The sequence below is a fragment of the Tritonibacter scottomollicae genome (assembly GCF_003003215.1).
Lineage (GTDB): Bacteria > Pseudomonadota > Alphaproteobacteria > Rhodobacterales > Rhodobacteraceae > Epibacterium > Epibacterium scottomollicae.
Genome location: NZ_PVUF01000005.1, coordinates 155,151 through 174,070 on the forward strand (window position 1 = coordinate 155,151; position 18,920 = coordinate 174,070).

20 protein-coding genes and 1 tRNA gene are annotated in these 18,920 nt (G+C 59.1%); 7 read left to right on the forward strand and 14 right to left on the reverse strand.

Translation table 11 applies throughout. The annotated features are described in order from the left end of the window. Positions 1-39 precede the first annotated feature (39 nt). The 3 genes from CLV89_RS10475 to rocF are packed head-to-tail and all read right to left on the reverse strand — an operon-like array spanning position 40 to position 2,938. The gene (locus CLV89_RS10475) at positions 40-1,086 is read right to left on the reverse strand and encodes an ornithine cyclodeaminase (RefSeq protein ID WP_106163611.1); all 1,047 of its coding nucleotides are present in this window, start codon (positions 1,084-1,086) and stop codon (positions 40-42) included. Further along, on the reverse strand, positions 1,083-2,012 hold the full coding sequence (ctlX, locus tag CLV89_RS10480) for a citrulline utilization hydrolase CtlX (protein WP_106163612.1): 930 nt from the start codon (positions 2,010-2,012) through the stop codon (positions 1,083-1,085). Before ctlX ends, CLV89_RS10475 begins: the two co-directional genes overlap by 4 nt. After that, the gene (gene rocF / locus CLV89_RS10485; RefSeq protein ID WP_106163613.1) at positions 2,009-2,938 is read right to left on the reverse strand and encodes an arginase; all 930 of its coding nucleotides are present in this window, start codon (positions 2,936-2,938) and stop codon (positions 2,009-2,011) included. Before rocF ends, ctlX begins: the two co-directional genes overlap by 4 nt. 108 nt (positions 2,939-3,046) lie before the next feature. On the opposite strand from rocF, the gene CLV89_RS10490 reads away from it, so the two are divergent. Next, positions 3,047-3,478, forward strand: coding sequence for an Lrp/AsnC family transcriptional regulator (locus tag CLV89_RS10490; RefSeq protein WP_106163614.1), 432 nt, complete (start codon positions 3,047-3,049; stop codon positions 3,476-3,478). 3 nt (positions 3,479-3,481) lie between these two features. On the opposite strand, the gene CLV89_RS10495 is transcribed toward CLV89_RS10490, so the two are convergent. Continuing rightward, positions 3,482-3,946, reverse strand: a complete 465-nt coding sequence (locus CLV89_RS10495) for a disulfide bond formation protein B (protein WP_106163615.1) — start codon at positions 3,944-3,946, stop codon at positions 3,482-3,484. Continuing rightward, positions 3,943-4,521, reverse strand: coding sequence for a YqaA family protein (locus CLV89_RS10500; protein ID WP_106163734.1), 579 nt, complete (start codon positions 4,519-4,521; stop codon positions 3,943-3,945). The genes CLV89_RS10495 and CLV89_RS10500 overlap by 4 nt, the downstream gene beginning before the upstream one ends. Positions 4,522-4,688: 167 nt before the next feature. Between CLV89_RS10500 and CLV89_RS10505 the strand changes: the two genes are divergently transcribed. Further along, positions 4,689-4,774: transfer RNA gene (locus CLV89_RS10505), tRNA-Leu, on the forward strand. Between the two features lie 365 nt (positions 4,775-5,139). Continuing rightward, positions 5,140-5,892 (forward strand): hypothetical protein, encoded by a 753-nt coding sequence (locus CLV89_RS10510; protein ID WP_207796912.1) that lies wholly within the window; start codon positions 5,140-5,142, stop codon positions 5,890-5,892. A 2-nt stretch (positions 5,893-5,894) separates the two neighbouring features. On the opposite strand, the gene CLV89_RS10515 is transcribed toward CLV89_RS10510, so the two are convergent. From CLV89_RS10515 to CLV89_RS10540, 6 genes are all read right to left on the reverse strand, one after another. Then, positions 5,895-6,725 (reverse strand): hypothetical protein, encoded by an 831-nt coding sequence (locus tag CLV89_RS10515; RefSeq protein WP_133166716.1) that lies wholly within the window; start codon positions 6,723-6,725, stop codon positions 5,895-5,897. A 116-nt stretch (positions 6,726-6,841) separates the two neighbouring features. Continuing rightward, complete coding sequence (locus tag CLV89_RS10520) at positions 6,842-7,159, reverse strand: hypothetical protein (RefSeq protein WP_106163618.1); 318 nt, start codon at positions 7,157-7,159, stop codon at positions 6,842-6,844. Positions 7,160-7,427: 268 nt separating this feature from the next. Beyond that, positions 7,428-8,477 carry a sn-glycerol-3-phosphate ABC transporter ATP-binding protein UgpC gene (ugpC, locus tag CLV89_RS10525; protein WP_106163619.1) on the reverse strand — a complete coding sequence of 350 codons (1,050 nt, stop codon included), beginning with the start codon at positions 8,475-8,477 and terminating at the stop codon, positions 7,428-7,430. 12 nt (positions 8,478-8,489) lie between these two features. After that, positions 8,490-9,398 carry an ABC transporter permease subunit gene (locus CLV89_RS10530; RefSeq protein ID WP_106163620.1) on the reverse strand — a complete coding sequence of 303 codons (909 nt, stop codon included), beginning with the start codon at positions 9,396-9,398 and terminating at the stop codon, positions 8,490-8,492. 13 nt (positions 9,399-9,411) lie between these two features. Beyond that, positions 9,412-10,293, reverse strand: a complete 882-nt coding sequence (locus CLV89_RS10535; protein ID WP_106163621.1) for an ABC transporter permease subunit — start codon at positions 10,291-10,293, stop codon at positions 9,412-9,414. Between the two features lie 77 nt (positions 10,294-10,370). Further along, positions 10,371-11,678: an extracellular solute-binding protein gene (locus CLV89_RS10540; RefSeq protein ID WP_106163735.1), complete on the reverse strand. Its 1,308-nt coding sequence runs from the start codon at positions 11,676-11,678 to the stop codon at positions 10,371-10,373. Positions 11,679-12,036: 358 nt separating this feature from the next. Here CLV89_RS10540 and CLV89_RS10545 point away from each other — a divergent pair, with 358 nt between their 5' ends. After that, on the forward strand, positions 12,037-13,023 hold the full coding sequence (locus CLV89_RS10545; RefSeq protein ID WP_106163736.1) for a TAXI family TRAP transporter solute-binding subunit: 987 nt from the start codon (positions 12,037-12,039) through the stop codon (positions 13,021-13,023). Here the strand turns inward: CLV89_RS10545 and CLV89_RS10550 are convergent. From CLV89_RS10550 to CLV89_RS10560, 3 genes are read right to left on the reverse strand one after another with little or no spacing between them, the layout of a single operon-like run. Continuing rightward, the gene (locus tag CLV89_RS10550; RefSeq protein WP_243394984.1) at positions 13,020-14,081 is read right to left on the reverse strand and encodes a lipocalin-like domain-containing protein; all 1,062 of its coding nucleotides are present in this window, start codon (positions 14,079-14,081) and stop codon (positions 13,020-13,022) included. The genes CLV89_RS10545 and CLV89_RS10550 overlap by 4 nt on opposite strands. Next, complete coding sequence (locus CLV89_RS10555) at positions 14,071-16,476, reverse strand: FtsX-like permease family protein (RefSeq protein WP_106163622.1); 2,406 nt, start codon at positions 16,474-16,476, stop codon at positions 14,071-14,073. The genes CLV89_RS10550 and CLV89_RS10555 overlap by 11 nt, the downstream gene beginning before the upstream one ends. After that, entirely contained in the window at positions 16,473-17,135 is a 663-nt protein-coding gene (locus CLV89_RS10560) for an ABC transporter ATP-binding protein (protein ID WP_106163623.1), read from the reverse strand. Before CLV89_RS10560 ends, CLV89_RS10555 begins: the two co-directional genes overlap by 4 nt. Before the next feature lie 126 nt (positions 17,136-17,261). On the opposite strand from CLV89_RS10560, the gene CLV89_RS10565 reads away from it, so the two are divergent. The 3 genes from CLV89_RS10565 to CLV89_RS10575 all read left to right on the forward strand — a co-directional run bounded on the left by CLV89_RS10565 (position 17,262) and on the right by CLV89_RS10575 (position 18,919). Beyond that, the gene (locus CLV89_RS10565) at positions 17,262-17,708 is read left to right on the forward strand and encodes a potassium channel family protein (RefSeq protein WP_106163624.1); all 447 of its coding nucleotides are present in this window, start codon (positions 17,262-17,264) and stop codon (positions 17,706-17,708) included. A 33-nt stretch (positions 17,709-17,741) separates the two neighbouring features. Beyond that, positions 17,742-18,605, forward strand: a complete 864-nt coding sequence (locus tag CLV89_RS10570; protein WP_106163625.1) for a YihY/virulence factor BrkB family protein — start codon at positions 17,742-17,744, stop codon at positions 18,603-18,605. A gap of 113 nt (positions 18,606-18,718) precedes the next feature. Then, positions 18,719-18,919, forward strand: coding sequence for a hypothetical protein (locus tag CLV89_RS10575; RefSeq protein ID WP_106163626.1), 201 nt, complete (start codon positions 18,719-18,721; stop codon positions 18,917-18,919). Position 18,920: the final 1 nt, after the last annotated feature.

Below are 18,920 nucleotides of genomic sequence, written 5' to 3' on the forward strand. Positions count from 1 at the left end.
CAAAGCGCGCCTCGCAAGGCGCGCTTTGTCATGCGCGCGTCAGATCTTGGCGCGCTGCACCATGCCAAAGAGATCACGCGGATCATCCGGGTCGGCCAGCATGTCGAGGTCGATGTAGAAATCCGTGCTCTTGATGCGGTCGCGAATGTAGCGCAGAGCGGAAAAATCCTCGATCGCAAAGCCGACGCTGTCAAACAGGGTGATCTGACGGTCGCCGGTGCGGCCCGGCTTGGTGCCGGAAATCACTTCCCACAGCTCGGTGACAGCAAAATCCTCGGGCATCTGTTGGATCTCGCCTTCGACGCGGGTCTGGGGCGGGTACTCCACAAATACGTCCGAGCGGCTGAGGATGCCGGCGGCCAGCTCTGTCTTGCCCGGGCAGTCGCCGCCGATGGCGTTGATATGCACGCCGCTGCCGACCATGTTGTCGCTGAGGATGGTGGCGCATTGCTTGTCGGCGGTGCAGGTGGTGAGGATCTGCGCCCCCTCGATGGCCTGTTCCGGCGTGCTGCAGATTGTGACATCAACGCCCAGACCGGAGAGGTTCTGCGCGCATTTCTCGCTGGCCTTGGGGTCGGTGTCATACAGGCGCACAGCCTTGAGCCCGAGGATCGCCTTCATCGCGAGGGTCTGGAATTCCGACTGCGCACCATTGCCGATCATCGCCATGGTATCCGAGCCCTTGGGCGCCAAGTGTTTGGCCACCATCGCCGAGGTCGCCGCAGTGCGCAGCGCGGTGAGGATGGTCATCTCGGTAAAGAGCACCGGATAGCCGGTGTAGACATCCGCCAGAAGACCAAATGCGGTCACGGTCTGGAGCCCCTCGGAGGTGTTCTTCGGGTGACCGTTGACGTATTTGAAGCCATAGGCCTCACCATCGGAGGTCGGCATCAGCTCGATCACGCCCACATCGGAATGGCTGGCCACGCGAGGGGTCTTGTCGAACAGTTCCCAGCGTTTGAAGTCGGCCTCGATATAGTCGGCAAGATCGCGCAGCATATCCTCGATGCCTACATGATGAATGAGACGCATCATGTTGTCGACGCTGACAAAAGGAACAAGGGCCTTGTCGGAGGGTTGGGTCATTTCGATGTCCTTTCGCGGGGGCTGAGGTGGATGCCGGCCAGCATGCAGCGCACCGAACCACCGGCCGTTTCAAGTGTTGGGATGGAGAGCGGCAACAGCTCTGCCGAGCGTTCGATCACCGCTCGCTGCTCGGGGCGCAGCGCCTCCATGGCGCGCGCTGACAGGGCCAGCAGGCGTCGGTGGCCGGTCAGTTCCAGCGTATTGCCGAGGAATTCTGCGATCTGCTCCGGGGTCAGGTCGATGACGCTGCGCCCGCTTTCCTCCAGCCGCCGGGTGACTTCGGCCCGACGGGCGGGGTCGGGGATCATCTGCAGGCAGATCAGCGCATAGTCGGTGCCGATGCCCATCAGAACATTGGTGTGATAGACATCGCGCCCTTCGGCGTCCTTTGCCTCGAAGACCATTGGTTCAAAGTTGAAATGGGTGCAGAAACGTTCCAGAAGCACCGGATCGGCGCGGTTGGATTTGACTGTATAGGCGATGCGCCCGATGTGGTCGAGCACCATGGCGCCGGTGCCTTCCAGCGCCAGATCATCCTGCTCCAGCCCGGAATAGTCGATCACGTCCTGCACGCGGTAGTCGCGTTTCAGCATCTCGATCACGTCCCAGCGCCGCTCCTTACGCCGGTTGCCGGCAAACATCGGATAGACCGCCACATGACCGCCAGCGTGTGTGGAAAACCAATTGTTCGGAAACACCGAATCTGGTGTCTCCTGTCCGGCATCATCAAACACATGCACAGTGACACCTGCCGCGCGCAGGGCCGCAACTGCAGCGTCGAACTCTGCCAGAGCCCGGGCTGCGATATTGTCCGCGCTCGCGTCCGAGAGGGTCTGGAACGCATTGTCGTCGCGGGTTTCCGGGTTCGAGGTGAAGTGATGCGGGCGGACCATGACCACCGCCGCTGGGGCCTGAAGCGTCGTCATGTATTGTAGCTCCGTGTCGGGCGATCAAATACGCGACGGCCCATGGCAGAGGCACAGAGGTCCACCATCAGATGCGCGGTGCGGCCGCGCTCGTCCAGGAAGGGGTTCAGCTCCACCAGATCCATCGAGGTCATCAGGCCGCTGTCGTGCAGGATTTCGCAGACCAGATGGCCTTCGCGCACGGTGGCGCCGCCGGGGACAGTGGTGCCGACGGCGGGCGCGACGGAAGGATCAAGGAAATCCACGTCGAGCGAGACATGCAACATGCCGTTCTGCGCCGCGACCTTGTCCAGAAATGCGGTCAGCGGGCGGGCTATGCCGTTCTCGTCGATATCGCGCATGTCATGGCGTTGAATGCCGACCTGCTCCATTGCCTCGCGTTCAGCCGTGTCGACGGAGCGCAGTCCGATCATGCAGACGTTTTCCGGTGGCACCGGATGCGGCACTGGCGGAAACCCATCGAACTGCGCCTGATTGGTGAAGTAGCGCACCGGGCAGCCGTGCAGATTGCCCGAGTCGCTGCTGTCGAGTGAATGATAGTCGCTATGTGCATCCAGCCAGAGCACAAACAACGGGCGGCCTTCACTCGCAGCATGATTGGCAACACCGCGCACGGTGCCCAGGGCCAGCGCGTGATCTCCGCCGAGAAAGATCGGCAGGCCGCGCGCCATGGCGGCCTCGGCGGCCTCCGACAGGCTCTCGGTCCAGGCGCGGGTCAGGTTCGGCTCGTGCAGCGGGCCGGTGCCGTCATCGGGCGCATGCGGGGCAGGGGTGACGTTGCCGATATCCTCAACCGTGTGGTCAAGGCTCTCCAACGCGGCGGCGAGACCAGCGGTGCGATAGGCATCCGGCCCCATCAGACAGCCGGTGCGACGCTTGCCGCTGTCGACGGGCGCGCCTACGAGAATACAGTGGCGAGAAGACATGCAGGATCTCCTTGATTTGGGTTGCCCTTGATATTTCTCCGATTTGAGGTGGAAAACAGAGGGCAAATTGCTCATAAAGAGAAGAGATATCACAAAACGGAGGCCCTTATGGACAAAACGGATGAGCGACTAATCTCGGCACTGCGCCATGATGCGCGCGCTTCACTCTCCGATCTGGCCATGCAGCTGGAACTGTCGCGCACCACGGTGCGCACCCGGATCGAGCGGCTTCAGTCGCGGGGCGACATCCTCGGGTTCACCGTGGTGCTGAAGGAAGATGTGCTACGAGATCCCGTGCGCGGCCTGATGATGATCGGCATCGAAGGCCGCGGCACGTCGCGCATCACGCGGCAGCTGCAGGGCTTGCCGGAGGTGCGCGCGGTCCACACCACCAACGGGCGTTGGGATCTGATCGTGGAGCTGGGCACCGCCACGCTGGAAACGCTCGACGAGGCGCTGGCCAAGATCCGCATGTTCGACGGGGTGGTGTCCAGCGAGACCAATCTGCTCTTGGCCACCAAGAAGGACAGCCGCGCCTAAGCCTCAGCGGGTGTGACGGGCGGCGGCAAACCAGAGCGCGGCCAGCCCCAGCGAGATCACAGCGTTCCAGCCCGCCATCGACAGGCCCAGCATTTCCCAAGGGATATCATCGCAACGCACCAGCGGCGCCGACATGATCTGGCTCATCAGGTCATCGGCGCTGAGCCCGTCGATCGCACCGGAGGTGCAAGTGGTCGGACCTTCCCACCAGCCCTGTTCGACACCGGCATGAAAGGCACCGATGGCAGATGTCGCCAGTGCGGCCAGCGCTCCGAGATAGGGCAGGACGGCGCCGGGGATCAGCATCGCCAGAACACCTATGCCGACGGCTGCCCCATGGGGATAGCGCTGCCAGATGCACATCTTGCAGGGCGCAAGCTCGCCAATGTACTGAAACCCGAACGCGCCCAAAAGTAGCGCAGCGGAGCCGCCAGCGGCGAGCAGAATGAGAAAACGACTGAAGGTCATAGATACCTCAAGGCAAAGAAGCCGCCGAAGAGCAGCAGGCAGAAAACGGTGAACACTAGGCCAAGGCGCTTTTCAATGAAGTTGCGCACCGGCGCGCCGAATTGCCACAGCAACCCCGCCACGAGAAAGAACCGAAGCGCCCGCGCGAGGATCGAGGTTGCCACAAACGTCAGGATCGGCATGCCGGTCCACCCGGACATGATGGTAATGACCTTGTAGGGAAACGGCGTGACACCCGCGATCAGCACAGCCCAGAAGCCGAAGTCATTGAAACGGGTATTGAACTCGGCCATCTTGTCAGCCTTGCCCATCGCCTCCAGCACTGGCTGACCGACGCTGTCGTAGAAAAAGGCACCGATGGCATAGCCCAGGAGCCCGCCAGCAACCGAGGCCACCAGCGCAACCAAGGCAATCAGCCAAGCGCGAGATGGACGCGCCAAAATCATCGGGATCATCAGCACATCTGGCGGGATCGGAAACACCGAACTTTCGATGAATGCGACTGCCGCCAAGCACCAGAGCGCGCGCGGATGGTCAGCCAGCGCCATGGTCCGATCATAAAGTGGACGCAACATTTGAAAGAGCAAAACCTTGTTGGGTGAAGTCAGAGCCGACGTCGCACGCGGTCGCCAAAGCGTCAACTCAACAGTTTGCGACATGTGAGAAAACCATCAGATTTATGGCGCTACGATCAAATTTGCCTCTGGACCTCAATAAAAAGTGGCGATAGGAAACGTCACATGCCCAAGTGGCGGAATGGTAGACGCAGGGGATTCAAAATCCCCCGACTTAACGGTCGTGCCGGTTCGAGTCCGGCCTTGGGTACCACCTTGATTTTTCAAGGTTCTCCGTGAAAATGACGCGTAAAGTTAGCCTTTTTGGCTCCTCGTGTGTTTATCCGCTTTGTTCACGCATTCTGCTCAAACCTCGCGCGCGTGCCGCAGCCTGCTCCCACGGTTGATCTATGACGCCCCAGTCTGCCGCTTTGGCATCTCTCCGGTCTGGAGCGAGGGGCTCCGCCGACAGTGGGAGTGTGCGCGCTCAGGCACGATGTGTTTTCCGCTGCATTTTTATCTGCGAAAATCGCAACATTTGATCGTCTAGGTATTGCTGTAATCGCAATTTTAGTCCCGATAAACGCCGCCGCTCAGGGGGTAGGGATAGTTTTTAAGTTGCGATATGGAACGGTGTTCATGATTGATGCTTGCGTAAGGCGAGCAGAAAGAAACACAAAATGCCTGAGGTGTATATTGCAAGAGCACAATCTATTAACGCTATCACATAACTGCCTTGCGGGCCTGTCTGCAAGCTCAGTTGAATTGTTGCCAGTTCCGTCAATTATTGATTTCGAACGTAGAATGGCGGCTCTTGGGAAGCCACCAAACCACCCGATGATGTCTCCGAAATGGCATGACATGAGCCCTGTTGATAGCTTTGCGATCATGTTCGAGGTGGACGGACAGGAGATCGGAGGCGTCGCCGCGCGGTGTTTGGATCTGGGTGAGGATGCGCTCGCAAAGCACTGGCAGGAAACGTATTCCAGAATGTACACGAACGGAGAAACATCACCTGTCTCGGGGTTTTCTGGGGCTGCAAGTCGAGAAATTCGGGGAAGGGTCGTTTACCTGGGCGAGCTGTTCCTGGCAGAAGGCTGGCGAAAAGGCGTGGTGGATTGGCGCTTGGTGTTCCACTATTTGTTCGCCCTGTCATACCTGAAATGGCGCTCCGACTGGATCTATGGGTTTGTGCGCCAACAAGATGTTATGAGGGGCAAGGCCAGTCGATACGGATTTACGCGGCAATATGTGGGGCCGCAAACTTGGACAAAATGCGTTGAGCGGCGCAGCAGTCAGGAATATCTTGTTGCAATCTCCCGTCAGGACCTATTCGACGCGGCAGCTTTCTATTCTGCCTCACCCGAAGATCTAAGGTCGCCCGCCACTTAAGCTCAGACGGGAAAGCAGTATGACAGTACAAATTTGTCCCCGCTCGGTGCAACCACAGGTAGTTGCAGTCGAAAATATTCTACATGTATTGATTTGGCGTCATGAGGTGTCGTTATCCGAGCCGAGATTGGCGCCGAGAGGGCGGGGCGTCCGCTGTCAGAGACTTCCCGATAGCTAGAAATCAACCGCTCTTGCGACTCTCGATCAAAGGTTCTGACGAGTTGGAGGAGCGCGTCAGCGGAGTCTGTTCCCAGCATCTGCGCGGCAAGGCTCCGGGCGCCGACTTTCGCAGGTGTTACGATTTTATCTCCGGTCTCCGGTGCTTTGATGATATCAAAGCGGTCGGCCAGCATATCGTGACCAATCAGGCAGCCTCTTTGATCGTGCCACCACTGCAAGAGAAGCGGCAAAGTCGAATTTGATGCAGCGGTGGCTTCGTGTCCATATTTTTGTAACCGATTGTGAGCCACGCGAAAAACATCTGATAGAACCTTGGATGCTTGCTGGTTTACCTGTTCGGAGTAACAGGAGTCCGATGACAGGGAAATCGCCCCTTCCTCTTCGAGCAGCTCGTGGATCGGAACGCGGAGTTCTCTCGCCAAGGCCATCACGGTGAAGGCGCCGGGGTCTCGTCCGGGCTTCAGCGTGTTGTACCAGGAACGATCCTTGTTGATCGCTCTGCAAATTTCGGCGATCGACCTTGGATCTTCGGCGATAAGTTGTCGCCATTTGGCGACCAGCCCCTCTGTCAGCATCCACAGCCCTTGAATATCTTCAACAATTTTGAGTTGTAGTTGACGATGTCGCGCGGTGTCAACACAGTCATCTGGCACTGAAGCGTGTTGCTAGATCTTTTGGACTTTGTACAGGATGCATGACTGCAAAACGACACAGAACGATGTCATTGAAAAACAACTGACTTCTGAGCTGAGCGCTGCGGTCTTTGTTTTTATTCTTCTGGAGGATGAGCGCCCGGACTTTGAGAGAGAAGGCCTTTTGCAGATCTTATCAAAAAATCCTGCTCTTCCGGTCTTAATTGAGACCATATGTCCAGGAGTGATCGGCGTCGATCTTCTTCGAACTTCACCCCCTGAGCCTGAAAATACTTGAACAGCTTTGGCGCTTCATCTGCCTGAACCCGCCGTGTGCCGTTGAGAATCTTGGCAAGTTTATCGGTAGAAATGCCTGTGACACTCGACATTCTTGCCTGCTCACCGCGTTCTCCCGTTAGGCGCTCTCGAATCCATTTTCTGTTTATCTCGTCCATGAGCCCTCTTATGCGATATCACGTCTTCTTTCCTTATATCGTATATCGCAATCATCTGACTCTCTAAAGTTGCGATTATCGCATTGTTGGTTGTTATATTGATGCTCGGGCCAACGTTGCTCAATTGCCGCCACAGGCACCTCGGCCTGATGGCTGTCGCGGTTGAATTCGACGCGCAGCCCCGATGGCCCGTCTTCGAATACTCTTGGATAGCACAACAAATGGGCCGGAGTGTCATATCCGGCCCATGCCTTTTAGGTCATCGATCTCAGATACGGCTGCCGCGCTCTGGGTGGAAAAAATGCACACGATCCCGCGGCAGAGTGATGGGCTGCGGGCCTGTTGCGGCCTGCTCATCCTTGCCTACGCTGAGCGAGAAGGGCTGCCCGCCCAATGTGCCATGCAGCAGGCGATGAGCGCCCAGTTCCTCGACAATCTCGACTTGCAGCACAACGGACCCATCACCGCCAAGGCGAACATCCTCGGGGCGGTAGCCAACCAGGACAGTCTCCAGCGCTATGGCCGGCGGGTCGAGCGGCAGCACGGTTTCCTCATTGAGCTGCAGTCGGCCTGCCGCGATCTGCGCGGTCATCAGGTTCATCGGCGGCGCGCCCATGAAGCCTGCCACAAAGGTCGAAGCGGGCTGTTCGTAGATCTCGGTCGGGGTTCCAACCTGTTCGACCCGGCCGGCATTCAGGACGATGATACGGTCGGCCATGGTCATCGCCTCGACCTGATCGTGGGTCACGTAGACCGAGGTCACCCCGAGGCGCTGCTGCAACGCCCGGATCTCAATCCGCATCTGGTTGCGCAGTTTCGCATCGAGATTTGACAGTGGTTCATCAAACAGGAACAGCTCCGGATCCCGCACGATGGCACGGCCCATGGCAACACGCTGACGCTGACCACCTGAAAGCTGGCTCGGACGGCGCTCCAGATACTCGCCGAGGTTCAGAATACGTGCGGCCTCCTGCACTTTTGCATCGATTTCTGTCTTGGAGGCGCCGCGGTTCTTCAGCCCGTAGCCCATGTTTTTTGCCACGGACATATGCGGATAGAGCGCGTAGTTCTGGAACACCATGGCGATGTTGCGATCCGCGGGGTCCTTGTCGTTCACCACATTGGCGCCGATCATCAGCTCCCCATCGGTGATATCCTCCAAACCGGCAATCATGCGCAGCAGCGTGGACTTGCCACAGCCGGAGGGCCCGACAAGGACGACAAGTTCACCGTCAGGGATTTCGATAGAGCAGGGGTGAACAGCCTGATGGCCGTTGGGATAGGTTTTGCGAACTTGCTTCAGGGTGACCTGTGCCATTGGTTTCATTCCTTATTTATCGGATTCCGTCAGGCCCTTGACGAACCAGCTCTGGAAGAAGATGACGATGGCTACGGGCGGGATCATTGCGATCAAAGACAGCGCCAGCGCCTTGCCGTATTCAGGGATCATTGCGCCTGTCTGGCCCAGGACCTGCACGATCTGTTTGATGCCGCGCACCAGGGTGAACATGCTTTCATCCGTGGTGATCAGGGTGGGCCAAAGGTACTGGTTCCAGCCATAGACAAACATGATGATGAAGATCGCCGCGATCATGGTCTTGCTCAGAGGCACCAGAATATCGATGAAGAATTTCACTGGCCCCGCGCCATCGATACGGGCGGCCTCTACCAATTCTTCGGGGATTGAGCGGAAGAACTGGCGAAAGAAGAAGGTGCCGGTGGCCGAGGCGATCAGCGGAACAATCAGCCCGGTGTAGGTATTGGCGAGCCCGAGGCTCTGGATCGCCTCATATGAGGGCAGAATACGCACCTCCAACGGCAGCAGCAGCGTGGTGAAGATGATCCAGAAGGCAAAGGTCGCAAACCGCAGGCGAAAGTAGACGATCGCATAGGCGGCCATCATCGAGATCGCGATCTTGCCAATGGCAAAGCCGAAGCCAAGGATCAACGAATTGATCAGCATCTTAGTGCCGGTAATCGATTTGCTGAAACCGGAGGCTTCGAACATTGCCGCCTCGAAGTTCTCCAGCATCTTGCCCTCAAGGCCGACCTGAAGGCCGTTCTTGACGATATCAACGTCTTCGAAACTGGTGGTCATCAGCACCAGAGCAACCGGAAAGACCATGAACAGCGCGCCTGCGATCAGCACCGCGTGATCTACGATATGGCGCAGCTTGATGGGCTTGCGGGGGCGTGGGGCCGTCGGGGAGAGGGCGCCGGTGTGGGTCATGTCAGCCATTTTCGTCTCCCTCTCAGGTATAATGGATCCGGCGTTCGATAAGCCGGAACTGGAACACGGTGAGCGCCAGAACGAGGATCATCAGGATCACCGATTGCGCGGAAGAGCCGCCCAGATCATTGCCGCGGAACCCATCGACAAAGACCTTGTAGACCAGTGTCACCGGGTTGTTGCCGGGCTCGGACCGCACCAGCGTGTCGATGATGCCGAAGGTGTCAAAGAGCGCATAGGTGATGTTGATGATCAGCAGGAAGAAGGCGGTCGGCGCGAGCAGCGGAAAGGTCACATCCCAGAACCGACCGGAGGCAGAGCGGTTGTCGATCAGGGCCGCCTCGCGCACCGATTTGGGAATCGACTGCAGGCCGGAGAGGAAGAAGATGAAATTGACCGGGATCTGCTTCCACACCGCAACGATCACCATGGCGGTGGCGGTGGAGTTGTAATCCGCACCCAGGCGGAAGTCCCAGCCGAAGAACTGGAACATCTCGGTCAGCGGGCCGTTGCGTTGGTCGAAGAACATCAGCCCGAGAAAACCGGCGACCGGCGGCGCGATGGCATAGACCCACATCAGCAGCGTGCGATAGGATTTCGCGCCCTTGATGACCGCATCCGCCTTCACCGCCAGCAGCAACGCCAGCGCCAGAGAGAAGAATGTGACAAGCGCTGTGTAAATGAGAGTGAAGCGCGCCACCTTGGCGTATTCGATATTGGTCATCAGGTCGGTGTAGTTCTCGACCCCCACGAAGGTGGATCCGAACCCGAAGGGATCCTGAAGGTAGAAAGATGACTGAACCGCCCAGGCAGCCGGCCAATAGAAGAAGATCGCGATGATCATCAACTGAGGCAGCAGCAGCGCAACGGGCAGCCAGACAGTGGTAAATCCGGCACGTTTCATGAGGGGTATTCCATGGGCAAAAAGAATGAGGGCAATCCACGCGATCAACGTGGATTGCCCCGAAGGTTGGAGAGTGCTTAGCCTTGGGTCTTGGCGAAGCGGGCCAGCAGGTCGTTGGCCTCGTTCTCGATGTTGCTGAAGGCGTCTTCGACCGAGGTTTCACCGGACAGGATGCGGCCGTATTCGCGGTTCATCACGTCACGGATCTGCACGTAAAAGCCCATGCGGTAGCCTTTGGTGTTGTCGCCACCGGGCAGGGACAGCTGCTGGATGCCGACTTCGGCAGCCGGGAAACGGTCATAGTGGCCGTCTTCCTTGGCCAACTCATAGGCGGCTTCGGTGATCGGCACATAGCCGGTTTCCTGGTGCCAGAAATACTGAACCTCGGGGGAGGTCAGATACTTGAAGAACTCTGCCGCAGCTTCGTTTTCTTCGGCGTCATGACCGGACATTGCAAACAGCGACGCGCCACCGATGAAGGTCTGCTTCGGCTCGCTGGTCACACCTTCCCAATAGGGCAGCACGGTGGCGGAGAACTCAAAGCCGAGATCCTTGGACATCAACCCGCCGAAGGAGCCGGAAGAGCCGAGCCAGATTGCGACATCACCGTCCTCGAAGGGCTGCTGGTTGTCGCCCCAGCCAGTGCCATACCATTCAAACAGGCCATTTTCCTTCCACTCGGTCAGAGCGGTGAAATGGGCCTTGATGGCGTCATTGTTGACCAAGATCTTGGTGTCTTCGGCGCCGTCATAGCCGTTGTTGTTGGTGGCAAACGGCAGGTTGTGACGGCTATGGAAGTTCTCGGTAAAGATCCAAGGCAGATGCGACTGCGACAGCGCGATGTAGCCTGCGTCCTTCAGGGCAGGCGCGGTCACGGTCTGGAACTCTTCCCAGGTTTTTGGTGCGGAGACGCCAGCTTTTTCCAGCGCATCAACGTTGAAATACATGATCGGCGAGGAGGAGTTGAACGGCATGCCGATCATCTTGCCATCGCTGTCGGCGTAGAAGTAGCGCACGCCGGAGATATAGTCGTTGATGTCGAAGTCGACGCCATTGTCGGTCAGCAGATCCTGCACCGGGATGGTCGCGCCCTTGGCACCGATCACGGTTGCGGCGCCGGCATCGAATACCTGCATGATGTTGGGCTGTTCACCGGCGCGGAAGGCGGCGATACCTGCGGTCAGGGTCTCTTCATAAGAGCCTTTGAACACAGGCGTGATCTGGTAGTCATCCTGAGACGCGTTGAAATCCTCGGCGATCTGGTTGACCGTCTCGCCCAGCTGGCCGCCCATTGCGTGCCAGAGCGTGATTTCGGTTTCGGCGAAGGCCGCGGTGGCCGAGATGGCAACAGCGGCATTCATCGCTGCAATTTTCCAAAATGTCATCGACATCTCCAAGTCTGTGCCCCGTGAGCGGAGCTTGTTTTGGTGTTCAAACATCGAGAAGCTGGCAGCATTCCAGAAAAGAGAATGTTGCAGCATCGCACTCGTTTTCGCCGGTTCAGCCAATGGCGCACGTGCGAGCGTTTTGGCTCGAATGCGGCGCCGGAGTTGATTCCGGAGATACGAGTGCTCAGCTACAAGTCTTCATTAACGCTTTTATGACGGGCGCTAACATCGCGTCGCGTCAGTGCTGGAGTGAAGGCGCACACTGGCGGGGCGAATTAAACATGGCGCACCAATAGCATTGACAGAATTTGACACATTTGAAAGTTTGCGCGCGAAGATCGGGGTGGGGGACGGCATGAATGTGATCGGCAAGGCGACGGCGCTGCTGGCGGCAATGGTCATCGCGACTGCTGGAAGCACCCCGCAACATGCGCATGCCGAGGATTACATCACGATTGGAACCGGGTCTGTTTCGGGGCTGTATTATCCTTTGGGAACAGCGATTTGCCGTCAACTCAACAAGGATCGCCCACGCCATGGCATTCGGTGCACCGCCGAGGTGAGCAATGGCTCGGTCGCCAATCTACAGGCCTTGCGGGATGGGCGCGTGGATTTTGCGATCGTGCAATCGGACTGGCAGGCCTTGGCCTATGAGGGGACGCCGTCGCTGTGGCGTGGCCTTCCATTTTCCGACATGCGCGCGGTATTTTCCATGCACGAGGAAATATTCACCGTTGTAGCGCGCGCGGATGCGGGGATCAGCACCTTTTCCGATTTGCGTGGAATGCGGGTCAATATCGGCAATCCCGGGTCCGGTCAGCGGGCGACAATGCTGGCTTTGATGAATTCACTCGGCTGGACCTTCGATAGTTTTTCCGAAGTTTATGAGCTTTCTGCCGCACAGCAATCCGCCGGTCTGTGCGCGGGTGAATTTGATGCAATGGTATTTGCCGTTGGTCATCCGTCCGCTTCTGTCGAGGAGGCGACGACGGCTTGTGATTCCGTGCTGATTCCATTGGACGAGCCGGAGATTCGTGCGGTGATTGCCGGGAACAAGTTTTTCAACTTCACGCAAATTCCCGCAAATCTCTATCGTGGAAATCCGCTGCCGGTAAAATCGTTCGGCTTTGCGGCGACGTTGGTCACCACGCGGCAAAAACGTCTGAAGGTCGTGCATGAACTGGTCCGGTCGGTATTTTCCGAGCTGGACATGCTGCGCCGTGCCCATCCCGCGTTCTATCAGCTAAAGGCCCCGGCAATGGTGGGGGAGTACCAGGCTGCACCACATCACAGAGCCGCGCGCGCCTACTACCGTGCCGAGGAACTGCTGCCGCGGAACTAGTCATCGTAGCCGGTCATTTCGAGATAACCGGTCCCATTATGGCTGCCGGTGACCCGCACAGGTCCTTCCCAATAGGAAAACGTCGTCCCCATCCAGGCTTGCGGGTTGAGCGCCTCTACCGTGACAGACAGGTCGCGGGCGGGCAGGGAGACACGCCATGCTGTCGGGATGTCACGCCCGCCCACATCCGACCACCGCTGCGGTACCGCCGCAAACTGGCCGGGCGCCAATGGCTCTGCTTCGCCCTCTGCTGAAATCCAGGTGCCGGAGGTGAAATCCGCACGTGCGCCGCGCAAGACAAATCCCATGAGTTTCGTATCGTCATCAAAACGCAGGGAAAACCAATCCCAGCCATCCTGATCAGGGGCCAGCGGCTGGCTCGACCATTCGCGGTCCAGCCAGGCATCCCCGGTTACCTCGACCGGACCGTCCGGCAGCGTCACGGTTCCGGTCACGGAATAGGCAGGCTGAGCATAGTAGAAGCTGGCCTGACCATCCGCTGATTTCACCGAATACCCTTGCTCACCATGCAGGACCAGCGGGCCGTGCGCGTTGAGTTGCAGATCGTAAGAGAATGCATCCGCACGCGCCTTCAGCCGGAGGCGATCCAATGTTGCGTCTGTCGAGGACATTTCCCAATCGTCGATCCAGGCAGAAAAGGGGGCCGTGCGTGCACCCGCCTGACCAATGCCCCCGCGTGCGATCCGCTCGGCAAAGAGATGATCGTCTTCGGTTGTCACCGCAGCGTGCCCCATCCAGACCTGCGGGCTTTGCCAGCCCGCTGTGTTCTCGGGCGCAAGTGCGGAGCGAAACAAGGTCCACTGGATGCCCAGATCCTCGCCAGAATTGGTGCGCAGGTTCGACGTCAGATACCACCATTCGATACGGTAGTCCGGGTGCGCCGCATGATCCGCTGGAAAGGACAAAGTGCCATTTGGGCTGGGCACGGCAAACCCCTCGGCCTCACTGCCAAGATTGGCATAGCCCTGCGCCACAGCGAGGGTTGGCAGGGACAAAAGCGCGACGAGCGTGCGCAGCAGATTGGATCTATCTGTCACCGGCAAATACTCCCAGCAAAGTGGCAGGGGACAGCCGTAGCAACCTGACGACCGGCACCAATGCGGCAAGCGCGGCCGCCACGCCGGTGAGCAGAAACAGCCGCCCCCAGTCGGATGGAAACAGGAACATCGGCAAGCGCCATCCAAAGGCCTCCAGATTGATGATATTGAGCAGCACCCATGCCAGAAACAGACCAAGCGGGAGGGCGAGCAGGAATGTCAGCACGGCAAAGCTCAGGCTGCGCAGCAGTTCGAATTGCGCCAACTGGCGGCGTGTGACGCCCATCGCCCAGACCGGCGCGAGCTGCGGTAGCCGCCGGTTCCATTGGCTGAGGAAGCTGGTCAACATTGCAAACCCCGCAACAGCCAGTGTCAGGATATTCAGCGCGCCGGTCACCACGAAGGTCCGGTCAAAAATACCGATGGAGGCCGACCGCACCGTATTCTTCTCCACCACCGCACGGGCGGGCAGGTTGAGGTCGCGCCGCAGGGAACCTGCAAGCGCGCCTAGGCTGACGCCGGGTGGAGAGACCAGCCCGATCTGCGTGACCGCGATCTGGCTGGCCCTGTCTTGCAGAGTGGCAAGGGCGACAGTGGCTTGTCCGTCCGGGTTGCCGTAGTCGGAATAGATCCCGGCAATTCTGGCGGTCCATGTTGGGGTGAGCGCCACCTCATCACCGATGCGCAGCGCCTCTCGGTGGGCGAGTTGTTCATTGATCAGCACTTGGCCCTGCTCATAGACGCGGTGCCAGGAATTCCCATCCCCGCGCACCATTGGCCAATTGTCTCGATAGAGGGGATCATCCACGACGCCGTAAATCCGCAGTGGAGCCGTTGCCGTCCGGCTGTCACTGCGAAATTGTGGCAACGCCCTTGCACCATTGCGATCTGCCCAGTTCAGAACCCGCTCTGCTTGCTTAGGTGTTTCAACCTGCACATATATCTCGGCCGCCAGCCTTTGATCGATCCATTCGACAAACGTCAGTCTGAAACTGGACACCATCGTGCCGACCCCGATGTTGGTGGCAACCGCGAGCAGCAGCGCCATCAGCGACAGCGACAGACCCGGCAGCTGCAGGCGACTGTCTGCCACCATCCAGCGCAGCAATGGGGCGCGTGTCAGGCGCAAGAGGCCGCTGCTCAAGCCATAGAAAACCAGCGACAACGGCAAAGCCGCACCCAGCATCAGTCCCGCAAGGAACATGAAGCCACCCAACAGGCCCTGCACCAGATTGAGCGCAGCCCAGCCTGTGGCGATCAGCAAAACAGAGGCCGCCCCGCACATGGCATATGTCCGCCCCGCGCTACGCGTCACCGCGGCGTCGGACAAATTGCGTGTCATCCGGCGCAGCGCGATGAAGGCCTGCAAGCTGGCGATACAGGTGCCGAGTACAGCCATCGCCAGGCCGGACAGAACCCAAGACAGGCGCAGCGTCAGGCTGCCCTCGACCGGCGCGCCGTATAGACCACGCAGCGTGGCGCTGACGTCCGGCAACAACAGCGCCGCAAGCCCGTAGCCGATCACCAGACCGACGGCCCCCGCCAGCAGCGCAAGGAGGATCAATTCCAGAAAAAGCGCCTGCATCAACGTGGCCGCCGATACCCCAAGGCACCGTAATGTGCGAATGCTGCCGCGTCGCTGCTCTACGCTGAGGGTGACGCTGCCCTGAACGATGAACAGGCCCACGCAAAACGACAGCAGACCAAAAGCAGTTAGGTTCAGGTGAAAGCTGCGCGTCAGGCGTTCCGGGTCTGCCATGGCACTGTCGGAAGCGGCATTTTGCTGCAATTCGGGCACGATCTGATCGAGCGGCGGCAGGCTTGCCGGTTGATCCGGCAAAATCACAATGCGAGAGAGGCGCCCTACATCGTCCAGCAGACGTTCTGCCAGGGAAATGTCGGTCAGCACAACGCCCGGTGGCAGCTGTTCCATTGGCAGCAGATGATAGGGTCCGTCGAGATCGGGCAGGGTCTCTGGATGCGCGAACAGCACACCGGGCGGACGCAGAAGTGCGAGCAGGTCCAGATCGTTGTCTTCGGCGGCGCGCGACATTTCAGGCGCTCCGGGGTAGCTCAGCGGATCGACCCCCAGCACTGTCACAGCCTCTGACCCGCTTTGCCATTGGCCTTCCAGAACCGGGCTCACTTGCCAACCGGCACGCCGCAGCCGCACATAGTGATCCAGTGAGATCGTCGCCTCAGGCGCGGTCAACACCGGCAGGTCTCTGGCGCCGAGTTCGTCAACTGCGCGTGCGTAGGAGGCACGCGCTTCCGTATTTATCGCCTGGACCGCGGACCAAAGCGCAGTCGCCAGCGCCAGCCCGGCCAGCAGCAACACCAGTTGAAACGGCGCACGCTGCCAATGGCGCAGGAAACTGTGCAGGGTCACGTTCATCCGGCTGCCGCCTCAACGCGGCCACCGCTCAGATGAAGGTGTCGCGCGCATCGCGCTGCGATGTCATGCGAATGCGTGACGAGAAACAGCGCGCTTCCTGCCTCCGAGACCAGCTCCAGCATCAGCCGCAGCACCTCGGCACTGGCGGTTTCATCGAGGTTCCCGCTCGGCTCATCCGCCAGCAACAGATCCGGGCGGACCGCCAGCGCGCGTCCGATCGCCACCCTTTGCTGCTGACCGCCGGAAATCTGCTCCGGGTAGCGATCCGCGAGATCCGACAGTCCAAGACGATCACTAAGCTCTTTGGTCCAATCGGGATCGTAGCGTTTGCCCAGACGGGCATGTAGCGCCAGATTTTCCGCGACGGTGAGGGCAGGGACCAGATTGAACTGCTGGAAGACCAAGGCGATCCGCCGTCGTCTCAGGTCCGAGGCGGCCTTGTCGGTCAGACCGGCGATGTCATTGCCATCAAACATGATGCGTCCGCCGTCCGGCCGATCCAATGCGGCCAGCATGTGCAGCAGCGTGCTCTTGCCAGATCCGCTGTCTCCGGTGAGGGCCACACTCTCTCCACGCGCCAGATCAAAGGACGCGCCGCGCAGGACATTCCTGTTCTGTCCCGGATAACACCGGGTCAGACCGTCAACCGACAAAAGCATGAGGACGCCCCTTGAACCAAGATCTTGTCTTATGGATGTAATGCAGACGTTGCATGTTCAAGCCCCAATTTCTAAGTTGCGACAACGCATACGCCTCTGGACCGAGCGGAAAGTGAATACCCTGTCATGACATTGATCCAGCAGATTTTTTGGGGCAGCTTGTTCCTTGGCCTTTGTCTGGTTCTCGAAACCATCATGCTGTTGTGGTGTGGAGATACCCTGCGCCGCCACAAGGCGCGTTTCGGTCAGCGACGCGGCAACATGCAGCAGCTTGTCACGCTACTCATTTCCATCGGGTTTGTGGTTGGGGCGCACACGGCACAGATCTGGATCTGGTCGGCGGCTCTGATCCTGAAGGCGCAGACATTCGAAACATGGAACGCTGCCGTTTATTTCTCCATCGCCACCTACACAACGCTTGGCTACGGCGACATTGTGCTTGATGCTGAGCATCGGATCTTTGCCTCTTTCGCCGCCATGACCGGGATGTTGGCGTTTGGCATAAGCACCGCGTTTCTGGTCGCCGTCATGCGACCTGGACGGCCAGACAGTCCCTTTCGAAGCCACACATAAGTCTCTTCTCAATTCAACGCTCAGGAGTTCAACATGGCAGCAGGACGGCGATCTATGCAGGCCTTTAAGATCCTGCGCCGCGCGGTGGCGCGGTTCAACAACAAGAACGCCTGGGTCTTGAGCAGCCATATTGCCATGTCGATGATGATGGCACTGTTCCCCTTTGTCCTGTTCACAGTCGCCCTCAGCGGTGCGATCGCCAGTCTGTTTTCGCATAGAGTGGTCGTCGGGGACGTCGTGGATCTCGTCTTTGGCAGCTGGCCACCATCCGTGGCAGAGCCAATCACGCGCGAGGTCTATGCGGTGTTGGAAACCTCCGGCACCGGCTTGATGACGCTCGGCGGGGTATTTGCGCTCTACTTTGCCTCGAATGGTGTCGATGCGATCAGGGTATCGTTGCTGCGTGCCTATGGTCAGGATGAGACGCGGCCGTTCTGGAAACACCGGCTGATTTCGCTGGGGCTGGTTGTCATGGGCGGGGCAGGGCTGCTGCTCGCGGCAGTGTTCGAGCTGTTCCTGCCGCTGGGTGCCCGTTTTGTGGCACGGTTCTTTCCCGATCTCGACTTTCTTCGCGGCTGGGAGAATGGCACCAACGGGTTGGTGGTTGCCGTGGTGCCGGTTGCGGCGGTGTTTCTTTATCACCTCGTCTTGCTGCCACGCCGCGCGTCGTTGCTTCATATCATGCCCGGAGCGGTTTTCACGTTGCTCCTGTGGTGGGGAGCAGGCGCGGGATTTGCGCTCTATGTGTCCAGCTTCGCCAGCTACTCTGCCACCTATGCCGGCTTGGCCGGGGCGATGGCCGCGCTGATCTTCCTCTACCTGAATGCCGCGATCCTGATCCTTGGCGCGGAGATCAATGGCGTTCTGCAAACCGACCGATACGCCGACAAGGGATGACGCCAACTCCGTAACAATTGTCCGCAAGCACGCCGGTTTCGCCCCATTTCGACCACGGCTGCGTCGCGGTTCGCCATCATGCCTTGGTGGTGCGATTGAAACGGGGCGTGGTTATGAAAAAGACATCATCAGAACAGGGCCGGCAGAAGCTGCTGAAGCTGGCGCGGCTCTCTGCCTGCCCGGCGGGGCAGGCGCTGCGCAATGAAACGTCGTCCCAGCGGGCGTCCAAATCCGAAACACAGGCAATCAACAGCTTGAAAGATCAGGCGATCCGCTCTTTGCGTAAGCCGGGCTTTCGATTCATGCCGCGCTGAG